Source organism: Streptomyces mesophilus, from assembly GCF_011044995.1.
Lineage (GTDB): Bacteria > Actinomycetota > Actinomycetes > Streptomycetales > Streptomycetaceae > Streptomyces > Streptomyces mesophilus.
In genome coordinates, this window is sequence record NZ_JAAKZW010000240.1 from 1 (window position 1) to 12,063 (window position 12,063).

At 70.2% G+C, this 12,063-nt stretch carries 9 protein-coding genes; 2 read left to right on the forward strand and 7 right to left on the reverse strand.

Translation table 11 applies throughout. The annotated features are described in order from the left end of the window. The 7 genes from G6045_RS34310 to G6045_RS34340 form a co-directional block, all read right to left on the reverse strand. Window positions 1-167: universal stress protein (locus G6045_RS34310; protein ID WP_165336110.1), on the reverse strand; the 167-nt coding region annotated here is incomplete at its 3' end. 113 nt (window positions 168-280) lie between these two features. After that, a complete protein-coding gene (locus G6045_RS34315; RefSeq protein ID WP_165336111.1) occupies window positions 281-1,975 on the reverse strand; it encodes an immunity 49 family protein in 1,695 nt (564 codons plus the stop codon). A 122-nt stretch (window positions 1,976-2,097) separates the two neighbouring features. Further along, a complete protein-coding gene (locus G6045_RS34320) occupies window positions 2,098-3,249 on the reverse strand; it encodes an XdhC family protein (RefSeq protein ID WP_165336112.1) in 1,152 nt (383 codons plus the stop codon). Window positions 3,250-3,286: 37 nt separating this feature from the next. Further along, the gene (locus G6045_RS34325; RefSeq protein WP_165336113.1) at window positions 3,287-4,771 is read right to left on the reverse strand and encodes an NCS2 family permease; all 1,485 of its coding nucleotides are present in this window, start codon (window positions 4,769-4,771) and stop codon (window positions 3,287-3,289) included. Between the two features lie 310 nt (window positions 4,772-5,081). Then, window positions 5,082-7,463, reverse strand: coding sequence for a xanthine dehydrogenase family protein molybdopterin-binding subunit (locus tag G6045_RS34330; protein WP_165336114.1), 2,382 nt, complete (start codon window positions 7,461-7,463; stop codon window positions 5,082-5,084). A 2-nt stretch (window positions 7,464-7,465) separates the two neighbouring features. After that, window positions 7,466-8,059, reverse strand: a complete 594-nt coding sequence (locus G6045_RS34335) for a (2Fe-2S)-binding protein (protein WP_165336115.1) — start codon at window positions 8,057-8,059, stop codon at window positions 7,466-7,468. A 2-nt stretch (window positions 8,060-8,061) separates the two neighbouring features. Further along, a complete protein-coding gene (locus G6045_RS34340; protein WP_165336116.1) occupies window positions 8,062-8,955 on the reverse strand; it encodes an FAD binding domain-containing protein in 894 nt (297 codons plus the stop codon). 291 nt (window positions 8,956-9,246) lie between these two features. On the opposite strand from G6045_RS34340, the gene G6045_RS34345 reads away from it, so the two are divergent. Further along, a complete protein-coding gene (locus tag G6045_RS34345) occupies window positions 9,247-10,920 on the forward strand; it encodes a PucR family transcriptional regulator (RefSeq protein WP_165336117.1) in 1,674 nt (557 codons plus the stop codon). Between the two features lie 195 nt (window positions 10,921-11,115). Continuing rightward, window positions 11,116-12,006 carry a hypothetical protein gene (locus tag G6045_RS34350; protein WP_408056398.1) on the forward strand — a complete coding sequence of 297 codons (891 nt, stop codon included), beginning with the start codon at window positions 11,116-11,118 and terminating at the stop codon, window positions 12,004-12,006. Window positions 12,007-12,063 lie beyond the last annotated feature (57 nt).

Consider the following 12,063-nt stretch of genomic DNA (forward strand, 5'->3'; position numbering starts at 1 on the left):
GGCGGGGTCGCGAGCTCCGGCCCCGGCCGCGCTGCGGCCGCGTTCCGTACGTGGACCGCGAGCACCTCCGCTCCTCGCAGGTGCGCGGCCTCCATGGCCCACTCCAGGGCGGCCAGGCTGTGGTCTGAACCGTCGACTGCTGCGATCACTGGCGCGTAGCTGCTCATACCGCCAGCGTCCTGCGCGGGAGGTCACCGCGGCAGGGACGAAAGGCCCTTGTCCGAAGGTTGGACCAAGATCCAAACGTCACCCGCGGCGGCCCACGGTCCGACCACCCCTCTCAGCCCGGAATCACCTCGATACGCCCGCCGTCCGCCAGATACTTCGGCAGATACGGCAGCTCCGTGTCCACGGGGAAGTCCTGCCCGTGCGCCAGACTCGCCAGCGCGAGTGGACCGAGCGCGAGCTGGGCGCGCGGGGCCGTGGAGTCGCCCCAGTAGCGGGCGTGCTCCTTGAGCGCCTCGGCCAGGGCCTTGGCGAACTTCTCGTGGTCGCGGGCGAGGAACCGGTGGAAGAGCGCGACCGGCTGGTACTCGATCGCGTTGACGTACTCCACGGGAGCGCGGGTCACCGCGTCACCGTGCGAAGCGTCGATGGTGGCGAGCAGCTTCTCCACCACGTCGTCCATGGGGCGGTCGTGGTCGAAATACGTCTGCAACGTGTCGATCCAGTGCAGCAGATACGTATCCGCGGTCGCGTCCTGCTTCAGGAGGTCGAGCGGCACCTGGCGCAGCCGCTGGATCCGGCCCCGTTCGCGGCAGATGACGGCGATGTAGAAGGCGTCGAGCCAGGCGCGGGCGTCCGCCGGCGGGTTCGACGGGAAGGCGGGCAGCGGGCGCTCCAGGTCCTCGCCCAGAGCGCAGGTCTGCGGTTCCGCTCCGGTGAACAGCGCGGAGCCGAGTTGTACGGAGGTGGCCCAGGCGTCCCAGGTGTCCGCGAGCGCCGCGTCCGGGTCGGCCGCGCAGTGTGCGTGGGCCAGCTCTACGAGCTTCGGGAAGGTCGCGGCGAGCGCCCCGGGGTCCTCGGGCAGACGGGCCGTCAACTCACCTGCGATGCACAGTAGTTCGGCCACTACCGGTGCCTGTGCCGCCGCGCGCCCACGCAGGCGCCCCTCTTCGTCGAGCCGCACCAGGGTCCGCAGCCGGGTGAGCAGCTCCGGCGGTGGCTCGATCGAGAAGGTCTTGGTGTCCTCGTCGATCGCGGTGAGGCAGGTGATCCGGCCCTTGTGCCACCAGTAGAGCCGCGGCGAGAGCGAACCGGGACCGTCCTCGTACGCCCCGAGCCCGTACTTCGCCAGATCGTTGATCGCCTCGGCCACCGAACCGTCGGCGAGGGGGTGGTACGCGATCAGATGCCGGGTCGGCACGACGAACAGCGCGCCCGCCTTCGGAAGGCTGCCCCCGGTCGCCTGGTGGTGCAGTTGGTCCAGGTACAGCGCGCGGCTCGCCACGAACGGCGAGTCCCCGTACACGGATTGGAGCACCGCACGCCCTTCGAGCGCGATCTCCTCGTGCGTGAAGGGCACCCGCAGCAGGTTGTCGTACGCCGCGTCCCACAACGCGTCCTCGTCCCCGACGCGTTCGACATCGCGGTCGGTGAGGATCCGTACGCTGGAGGGCTGGTCGAGGGCGTACGCGAAGACGAGCCCCTCGGCCGGCCGGCGGGTGTAGCGCATCGCCTGGAGCATGTCGCCGGTGAAGGAATCCTGCGGAAGCAGCCGTGTGTGCACGCCGCTCAGGATCTCCTCGCGGCTCTCGCCACCCGTTCCCGCCGACCTCAGGTTCGCGAAGTGCTGCTCGACCAGGGCCGGCCACTGCTCCTCGGGCGCCTGCCGGCACTTCTGCGCGAGATTGCGCAGCCCGTACGTCCCGTCCCGCAGGTGGGGCGCGGCGAGTTCACGCAGCCGCGCGGCCTGCGCCGGGCTGAGCATGGGGAGTTCGGGGTCGGGCACGCCGGGGTTCACATCCTCAGTCATCCGTACGACCTTACGAGGCATGGCAGTTGCGAAGACGGCGGGGTCCGGCGTGCGCATGACGAAAGGGCCCGCCGTTGGGGCAGCGGGCCCTTTCGTGGTGCCGAGGTCGGCAGGCGGCCCCGTCAGGCCACCGAGCCGATCCGGCCGGCCGGCTCCGCGGTGCCGTCGTGGTGGATCGGGGTGTGCGCGCCGGTGAGCGAGACCCCGCTGCCGCCGCGCCGCGATGCGACGATCTCGGCGGCGATGGACAGGGCCGTCTCCTCGGGCGTGCGCGCACCGAGGTCGAGGCCGATCGGCGAGCGCAGACGGTTGAGTTCGATCTCCGTGACGCCCACCTCGCGCAGCCGCTTGTTGCGGTCCTCGTGGGTGCGGCGTGAGCCCATCGCGCCGACGTAGGCGACGGGAAGCTTGAGTGCGTACTGAAGCAGCGGCACGTCGAATTTGGCGTCGTGGGTGAGCACGGCGAGCACCGTACGGCCGTCGACCTCCGTGCGCTCCAGGTACTTGTGCGGCCACTCGACGACGATCTCGTCCGCCTCGGGGAAGCGGGTCTTCGTGGCGAAGATGGGGCGCGCGTCGCACACGGTGACGTGGTAGCCGAGGAACTTGCCGACCCGTACCAGCGCGGACGCGAAGTCGATGGCGCCGAAGACGATCATGCGCGGGGCCGGGACCGAGGACTCGACGAGCAGCGTGAGCGGCCGGCCGCAGTGGGAGCCGTCCTCGCCGATGGAGACCGTCCCCGTCTTGCCGCCGTCGAGCATCGCGGAGGCCGAGGCCGCCGCCGTGCGGTCGAGTTCGGGGTGGCCGCCGAGGCCGCCTTCGTACGAGCCGTCGGGACGGACGAGCAGGGCGCGGCCCATGACCTCGGCCGGACCGTCCGTGATCCGCGCCACCGCGGCCGCCTCCCCCGTGGCGGCCGCGGACAGCGCAGCGGCGAACACTCCCCGTCCCGGAGCGTCCGCACGTACTGGGGTGACGAGGATGTCGATGATGCCGCCGCAGGTCAGACCGACCGCGAAGGCGTCCTCGTCGCTGTAGCCGAAGCGTTCGAGGACGGTCTCGCCGTCCTCCAGCGCCTGCATGCACAGGTCGTAGACGGCGCCTTCCACACACCCGCCGGAGACCGACCCGATCGCGGTGCCCTCGCTGTCGACGGCGAGAGCCGCTCCCGGTTGCCGGGGCCCGCTGCCGCTGACCGCCACGACGGTGGCGATCGCGAAGTCGCGTCCCTGCTCGACCCACCGGTTCAGCTCTTCGGCGATGTCCAGCATGTCGGTCTCCTAACGGGTGTGTGGAATCAAGGCGGAACTACTTGAGCCAGCCCTCGATGGCGTGCAGCGAGAAGAACGCCACGAAGATCACGGCCAGTGCCCACATGAGCCAGCCGATCTCCCGCACCTTGCCCTGCACGGCCTTGATGAGGACGTGCGCGATGATGCCCGCCGCGATACCCGCGGTGATCGAGTAGGTGAAGGGCATCAGGACGGTGGTGAGGAACACCGGGATGGACACCGACTGGTCGTTCCAGTCGATGTGCTTGGCGGTGGACATCATCATCGAGCCGATGACGACCAACGCGGCGGCCGCCACCTGGGTGGGGATGGCCTGGGCGAGCGGGGTGAAGAACAGGCACAGCGCGAAGCCGAGACCCGTGATGACGCTGGCGAAGCCGGTGCGCGCACCGTCGCCGACGCCCGCGGTGGACTCGACGAACACGGTCTGGCCGGAGGCTCCGGCCACACCGCCGACGATGCCGCCGGCGCCGTCGATGGCCAGGGCCTTGTTGAGGCCCGGCATCTTGCCGTCCTTGTCGGCGAGTCCGGCCTGCTGGCCGATGCCGATGATGGTGCCGATGGCGTCGAAGAAGCCCGCGAGGACCAGGGTGAAGACGATGACGCCGACGGTAATGGCGCTGATGTCCCCGATACCGCTGAAGGAAACCTCACCGAACAGACCGAAGTCCGGCGACGAGACGAGGTGACCGAAGTCGAGCGTCGGGGCGTTGATGCCCCAGTCCGCCACCTTCAGACCGGCGACCTGGTGGACGATCGCCGCGAAGACGCTGCCGCCGACGATGCCGATGAGGATCGCGCCCGGGACCTTGCGGACCAGGAGGGCGAAGATCAGCAGCACGGTGACCGCGAAGCAGACGACCGGCCAGCCGACGAGCTTGTCGTCGAGACCCAGCTGGATGGGCTTGCCGTACATGGCACCGGGCTCGGACGGCATCGAGGTGACGAAGCCGGCCTGGACGAGACCGATGAGGGTGACGAAGAGGCCGATGCCCATGGTGATCGCGTGCTTGATCGCCAACGGGATGGCATTCATGATCATTTCGCGCATACCGGTGATCACCAACAGCACGATGATGCCGCCGTAGATGATGCACATGGCCATCGCGTTGCCCCACGTCATCTGTGGGGCGACCTGGAAGGCCATCACGGCCGAGACGCTGAGTCCGGCCGCGAGAGCGAGCGGGACGTTACCGAGGAAGCCCATCACGATGGTGGTGACCGCGGCGGCCAGGGCCGTCGCCGTGATGAGCTGGGACACGCTGAGTTGGGCACCCGTGACGTCCTTGGCGCCGCTCAGGATGATCGGGTTCAGGAGGATGATGTACGCCATCGCCATGAAGGTGGTGATGCCGCCGCGCACCTCCCGGCCGACGGTCGAACCGCGCTGGGATATCCGGAAGTACCGGTCGAGCCAGTTCCCACCGGAGGGTGGAGGAGTCGAGCCCCGTCCCGAGTCATCGGGTTCGGAGACCTTCGGCTCTGTGTACTGCTGGGTCATGGTGCCTACTCCCAAGGTTCATAGGGGCACCCGCATGCGATCTGCGAGATTTGGGATTGCTCTGGGCTGCACGACCCGGGGGACGGCCCGAGGCGAACGGGGAGTTCTTTTGGCTTCCGCGAGCGGTGCGGGTGCCGGTGCTACGGGTTGGGAGTGTCTGGCTGCTGCCGGAAGACTTGACCTATGACTTCTCGGCAACTCCATGGCCCGGAGCGGGGGTTGGGCGACCTGTTGTACGAGTCGGCTTCACCCCGGTGGGAGGGCAGGGGCCGGCGGCGGGAACCGCCGGACCCCTCCGCCCCTTGGCGCGTCACGTACCGGTGATGTGCTCCGGACGCACCGGCGTCTTGTTGAGCTCCAGACCCGTCGCGTTCCGGATCGCCGCGAGGACGGCCGGAGTCGAGGAGAGGGTCGGGGCCTCGCCGATCCCGCGGACGCCGTACGGCGCCTTCGGGTCGGCCATCTCGATGTAGTCGACCGGGATGGTCGGGGTGTCGAGGATGGTCGGGAGGAGGTAGTCCGTGAAGGAGGGGTTGCGCACCTTCGCGGTCTTGGGGTCGACGATGATCTCTTCCATCACCGCGACGCCCAGGCCCTGGGTGGTGCCACCCTGGATCTGGCCGACGACGGAGAGCGGGTTGAGCGCCTTGCCGACGTCCTGGGCGCAGGCCAGTTCGATGACCTTGACCAGGCCGAGCTCGGTGTCCACCTCGACGACCGCGCGGTGCGCGGCGAAGGCGTACTGGACGTGGCCGCGGCCCTGTCCGGTGACGCGGTCGAAGGCCTCGGTGGGCTGGTGGCGCCACTCCTCCTCGACCGAGACGACCTCGTCCTCGAGGACGTCCACGATGGAGGCGAGGACCTCACCGGCGTTGGTGACGACCTTGCCGCCCTCGAGGTTGAGCTCCTCGGTCGCCCACGCGGGGTGGTACGAGCCGAACTTGCGCCGGCCGATCTCGAAGACCTGCTCGCGGACGAGCTCGCAGGAGTTCTTGATGGCGCCGCCGGTCATATACGTCTGGCGGCCCGCGGAGGTCGAACCGGCCGAGCCCACCTGGGTGTCGGCGGGGTGGATGGTGACCTGCTGGACACCGAGCTCGGTACGGGCGATCTGCGCGTGGATGGTCACGCCGCCCTGGCCGACCTCGGCCATCGCGGTGTGCACCACGGCGACGGCCTCACCGTTGATGACCTGCATGCTGATCTTGGCGGTCGAGTAGTCGTCGAAGCCCTCGGAGAAGCCGACGTTCTTGATGCCGACCGCGTAGCCGATACCGCGGACGACGCCCTCGCCGTGCGTGGTGTTGGACAGACCGCCCGGCAGCGCGCGGACGTCCGCGCCCTCGCTGGACTCCCACTGACGCTCGGGCGGCAGCGGACGGGACTTGACGCGACGCAGCAGCTCGGCGACCGGGGCGGGGGACTCGACCGGCTGCCCGGTCGGCATGATCGTCCCCTCCTCCATGGCGTTGAGCTGCCGGAACTCCACCGGGTCCATGCCCAGCTTCGCCGCCAGCTTGTCCATCTGCGCCTCGTACGCGAAGCACGCCTGGACCGCGCCGAAGCCGCGCATGGCGCCGCAGGGCGGGTTGTTGGAGTAGAGGCCGATCGCCAGGATGTCGACGTTGTCGATGACGTACGGGCCGACCGAGAGGGACGAGGCGTTGCCGACGACCGATGCCGTGGACGACGCGTAGGCGCCGCCGTCGAGCACGATCTTGCACTTCATGTGCGTGAGCTTGCCGTCCTTGGTGGCGCCGTGCTCGTAGTAGAGCTTCGCCGGGTGCCGGTGGACGTGGCCGAAGAAGGACTCGGTCCGGTTGTAGACCATCTTGACCGGCTTGCCGGTGCGCAGCGCCAGGACCGAGGCCTGGATCTGCATCGAGATGTCCTCGCGGCCGCCGAACGCGCCGCCGACGCCGGACATCGTCATCCGCACCTTCTCCTCGGGCAGGCCGAGGCAGGGTGCGATCTGCTTGAGGTCCGAGTGCAGCCACTGGGTGGCCACGTACAGGTCGATGCCGCCGTCCTCGGCGGGCACGGCGAGGCCGGACTCCGGGCCGAGGAAGGCCTGGTCCTGCATGCCGAAGGTGTACTCGCCCTTGACGATGAAGTCGGCCTTCTTGGCCGCCTCTTCGGCGTTGCCGCGCTGGATCGGCTGGTGGTGCACGATGTTCGGGTGCGGCACGAACGGGGCGTGGTGGTCGTCCCGGTTCTCGTGCACGAGGATCGCGTCGGGCGCGGTCGCCGAGGCCTCATCGGTGATGAGGGGCAGCTCGCGGTACTCGATCACGATCTTCGCGGCGGCGCGGCGCGCGGTCTCCGGGTGGTCGGCGGCCACGAGGGCGACCGGCTCACCGTGGTGACGGACCTTGCCGTACGCCAGGATCGGGGTGTCCTGGAACTCCATGCCGTAGTTCTTCGCGGCCGGCATGTCGTCGGCGGTCAGGACGGCGTAGACGCCGTCCATCTTGAGCGCCTCGGAGGTGTCGATCGACACGATCTCGGCGTGCGCGACCGTGGAGCGCAGGGTCTGGCCCCACAGCATGTCCTCGTGCCACATGTCCGAGGAGTACGCGAACTCGCCGGTGACCTTGAGGGTGCCGTCGGGGCGCAGCGTGGACTCGCCGATGCCGCCCTGGTTGTACTTCTGGGTGACGTTGGTGGGTGCGCCAGTGGTGGTGCCAGCCATGATCAGACCGCCTCTTCCTGACGGGCGGCCGCCAGGCGGACCGCGTCCAGGATCTTCTCGTAACCGGTGCAGCGGCAGAGGTTGCCGGAGAGCGCCTCGCGGATGTCGCCGTCCGACGGCGACGGGTTGCGCTCGAGCAGCTCGTCGGCCGCGACCAGGAGACCGGGGGTGCAGAAACCGCACTGGACGGCGCCGGCGTCGATGAACGCCTGCTGGATCGGGGAGAGTTCACCGCCCTCACCGGTCTGGCCGTCGGTGCCCTTGGCCTGCCACTGGCGGGCCTGCTGGAGGTCGGTGCCGCCGCAGACGGAGCCGCACGCACCGCCCGGGTGGGAGTCCTCGCGGTGCTTGGCGTAGTCCGCCAGGCCCTCGACGGTGACGACCTCGCGGCCCTCTACCTGACCGGCCGCGACGAGACAGGAACAGACCGGGACGCCGTCGAGGCGGACCGTACAGGACCCGCATTCGCCCTGCTCACAGGCGTTCTTCGAACCCGGAAGCCCCATGCGCTCGCGCAGGACGTACAGAAGGCTCTCGCCCTCCCAGACGTCGTCGGCTTCCTGCTGACGGCCGTTGACCGTGAAATTGACGCGCATCGTTACGCCGCCCCTTCAAGCGTGCGGCCCTCGCCGCGGTACGACTCCCAGGTCCACATCAGGTTGCGGCGGGCCATGACACCGACCGCGTGGCGGCGGTAGTTCGCCGTGCCGCGCACGTCGTCGATAGGGTTGCAGGCACCCGACGCGAGCGTCGCGAACTGCTTCGCGATGGACGGGGTGATGATCTTGCCGCTGTCCCAGAAGCCGCCCTCTTCGAGCGCCGCGTTCAGGAACTCCTCGGCCGCCTTGGCACGGACCGGGGTCGGAGCCGCGGAGCCGATGCCGGTGCGCACCGTGCGGGTCGACGGGTGCAGCGCCAGACCGAAGGCGCAGACCGCGATGACCATCGCGTTACGGGTACCGACCTTGGAGAACTGCTGGGGGCCGTCCGCCTTGGGGATGTGGATGGCCTTGATCAGCTCGTCCTGCTCGAGCGCGTTGCGCTTGACGCCCTTGTAGAACTCGTCGATCGGGATGAGCCGCGAGCCACGGGCCTGCGACTCGACCTCGACGTCGGCGCCCGAGGAGAGCAGCGCCGGGTGCGAGTCACCGGCCGGCGAGGCGCAGCCGAGGTTGCCGCCGACGCCGCCGCGGTTGCGGATCTGCGGGGAGGCCACGGTGTGCGAGGCGAGCGCGAGGCCCGGCAGCTCGGTCCGCAGGTTCTCCATGATCTTCGTGTACGGGACGGAGGGGCCGAGGGCGACCTTCTCCTCGCCGACGTGCCACTCGTTCAACTCGGTGATCCGGTTGAGGTCGAGCAGGTACTCAGGGCGACGGTGGTCGAAGTTGATCTCGACCATGACATCGGTGCCACCCGCAATCGGCACAGCTGTGGGGTGCTCAGCCTTCGCGGCGAGCGCCTCCTCCCAGCTGGCGGGGCGAAGGAAGTCCATGGGTGCGGCTCTCTTCTACGTCTCGGGTCGTTCTGAGGGTCTTTTCGAGCCAGGGGACCGAAGTCCCTACCCCGACTCGTTCACGTGCTGTTAACGCGGAATAGCGCAAGTACACCGCCGGGACCTTCGTCCCGGTCAGTCACCGAAACCATGAAGGAGTTCGCTGGTCGTCGGGTTCATCTTGTAGATTCGTATGAAGAGCGGGCCCCACCGGCCCCATTGGTTTCCTTGGAAACCGCCTTCACTCGGACGAGCGACAAGATTCAAGCCAGGACAGCGGAGAGGTACGACATGCGGCTGCGCGCCCTTCTGGAGACCGACGTGCTCGGGCTGCGGCTTCTCGGCGGCGAGGACGAGCTGGACCGCACCGTCCGCGGCGTGATGACCACGGATCTGCGCGATCCGAGCCGCTATCTCTCGGGCGGTGAGCTGGTGCTCACCGGCCTGGCGTGGCGGCAGTCGGCCGAGGATTCCGAGCCGTTCGTGCGGATCCTCGCCTCGACCGGCGTCGCGGCGCTCGCGGCCGGTGAGGCCGAGCTCGGCGACATCCCCGACGATCTGGTCGAGGCCTGCGTCCGCCACCGCCTGCCGCTCTTCGCGGTCAACGAGCGGGTGGCCTTCGCGACCATCACCGAATATGTCGTACGGCAGGTCTCGGGCGAGCGCGCCGGCGACCTCGCGGCCGTGGTGGACCGCCACCGCCGCCTGATGACCTCCGGCCCGGCGGGCGGCGGCCCGGACGTGGTGCTCGACCTGCTCGGCACCGACCTCGATCTGCGCGCGTGGGTGCTCTCCCCCGCGGGCCGCCCCATCGCGGGCTCCCGCTCGGCCGGCGAACCGCTGTCCACCGAGGTGTGCACGGCGCTCGCGGCCGAGCATCTGGCCGCCATCCGTACGGGCCGGCGTGGCCCGCACCGTGTGAATGTCCAGGGCTCCACCTACTCGCTCTTCCCGATCCACAGCAGCGGCCGTGGCGCGGCCGCCGCCTCCCGTGACGTACGCGAGACGGTGCTCTCGGACTGGCTGCTCGCGGTCGAGGCGGACGCGGGCGACTGGCCCGAGGAGCGGCTCGACCTGCTGCAGGGCGTCACCCAGCTGATCTCCGTGGAGCGCGACCGCCGCGACGCGGCCCGCACGGTACGACGCCGGCTGGCCCAGGAGGTCCTCGAACTGGTGCAGACGGGCGCGGCCCCGGCCGAGATCGCGGCCCGGCTGCGCGTGGCCGCTCCCGTGCTGCTGCCCGGCCTGGGCGCGGCCCCGCACTGGCAGGTCGTCGTGGCCCGCGTCGAGTGGGACGGCGGCGACATCGAGGGCGGGCCGGTCGCCCAGTCGCTCCTCGAGGAGATTCTGGTCGACCCGACCGCGTCGGGGCCCGAGCCCTCGGACCGGATCGCGGTGGCGCACACCGGCGACGAGGCGATCGCCCTCGTACCGCTGCCGGCCGTGACACCGGACGACGGCCCGGAGCCCAACCTGATCGCCGACTCGCTGCTCGCCACGGTGCGTGAGCCGCTCGCGGCGGGCCTCTCGGACGACGGCCGCCTCACCCTCGGCGTCTCCGCCTCCGTGCACTCCGCCGACGGTCTGCGCGGCGCCCTGGAGGAGGCCCGGCACGCCCGCCGTGTCGCCGCCGCCCGCCCGGGCCGGGTCTGCGCGGCCGGCCACCAGGAGCTCGCTTCGCACGTGCTGCTGCTGCCGTTCGTGCCGGACGACGTGCGCCGCGCGTTCACGGCCCGGCTCCTCGACCCCCTGCGGGACTACGACCGCCGGCACCGCGCGGAGCTCATCCCGACCCTGGAAGCCTTCCTCGACTGCGACGGCTCCTGGACCCGCTGCGCCTCCCGCCTCCACCTGCACGTCAACACGCTGCGCTACCGCGTCGGGCGCATCGAGCAGCTGACGGGTCGTGACTTGTCGCGCCTGGAGGACAAGTTGGACTTCTTCCTGGCTCTGCGGATGAGCTGAGCGCGTGGCGCCCGTGAGCCGGGCGCGGTGGACGGGGCGGGTGCGGTGAACGCACCCGCCCCACGCGTATCGTGATCCGCTCAAGATTGTGAATTCCTTCACCTACCCCCTTGGCGCTTCGCCTGAATCCGTGCTGAGATGCCGCCACAGCTCAATGACGCGCTCCTGGGGAGGGGAATTGTGGCGGACACCGCCGTGTCTGGCTCGGATTCCGTATCGAAGTCCACGCGATCCACTGCGCAATCCACCGCTGAGTCCACTGCGAAGTCCACGCAAGCCACGCACCCGAAGGCTCCGGCACCACCCGGCACCGCCTCCCCCGACCCCACGCTGAAGCGCTCCGCCCTCCAGACCGCCGTCTGGCGTCTGCGCTCGCGCGGCTGCTGGACCGACGCGGCCGCGCTGCTCACCCCCGACTCCGCCGGCGCCGCACTCCAGCGCGCCTCCCTCCTGGTCGAGCGCTGTCTGTTCACGGAGCAGGGCTGGCCCGAGGCGGAGGACGCCCTGCGCAATGCCGAAGCTCTCGCGCAGGGCGACGACGAGCGCGGCGCCGCGGCCTGCGAGCGCGGTCACCTCGCTTACGCCTCAACGGTGTTGGGCGTCCGCGACCGAGCCGACGAGGCCCGCGCGGCGCTCGGCCGGGCCGCCGCCCTGCTCCACCCGAGCGCATCCGGCCGTCCCCTCCTGGACTTCCGCCGCGGCCTGATCGCCGAGCACATCGCGGACGCCCCGCAGGCCGCGCTCGCCGCATACCGCCGGGCGCACGCGGGTGCGGCCGCCCACGACGATCCCCTCCTCCTCTCGTTCACCTGGCGCCATCTCGCGGGCCTCGCCCTGCGCGACGGCGAACTGGCGGAGGCCCGCCACGGTTTCGCGGAGTCCCTTCGCATACGGGAGGAACTGGGCTACCTCGTCGGTACGGCCCCGGCGCTGGTCGCCCTCGCCGAGGCGGAACCGGACCCGACGGCCTCCCGCCTGCGCGCGGAGGCAGCCCGCCTCTTCCGCCTCCTGGGCGGCGTCCCGACCTGGCTGGCGGGCCAGTTCCCGGCGGATCCCGTCAAACCCAACCCGTCCGGCAACCTCTAGCCCCTGCGGCGATTGAGCAGATCCGAACGAAGTTCGGATGCCGGGGGCCCTGTCTCT

What these genes read in the sequence shown, in the direction of transcription:
- G6045_RS34315 (WP_165336111.1), bottom strand. Translation starts at nt 1,975, where the DNA reads ATGACTGAGGATGTGAACCCCGGCGTGCCCGACCCCGAACTCCCCATG.
- G6045_RS34320 (WP_165336112.1), bottom strand. Translation starts at nt 3,249, where the DNA reads ATGCTGGACATCGCCGAAGAGCTGAACCGGTGGGTCGAGCAGGGACGC.
- G6045_RS34325 (WP_165336113.1), bottom strand. Translation starts at nt 4,771, where the DNA reads ATGACCCAGCAGTACACAGAGCCGAAGGTCTCCGAACCCGATGACTCG.
- G6045_RS34330 (WP_165336114.1), bottom strand. Translation starts at nt 7,463, where the DNA reads ATGGCTGGCACCACCACTGGCGCACCCACCAACGTCACCCAGAAGTAC.
- G6045_RS34335 (WP_165336115.1), bottom strand. Translation starts at nt 8,059, where the DNA reads ATGCGCGTCAATTTCACGGTCAACGGCCGTCAGCAGGAAGCCGACGAC.
- G6045_RS34340 (WP_165336116.1), bottom strand. Translation starts at nt 8,955, where the DNA reads ATGGACTTCCTTCGCCCCGCCAGCTGGGAGGAGGCGCTCGCCGCGAAG.
- G6045_RS34345 (WP_165336117.1), top strand. Translation starts at nt 9,247, where the DNA reads ATGCGGCTGCGCGCCCTTCTGGAGACCGACGTGCTCGGGCTGCGGCTT.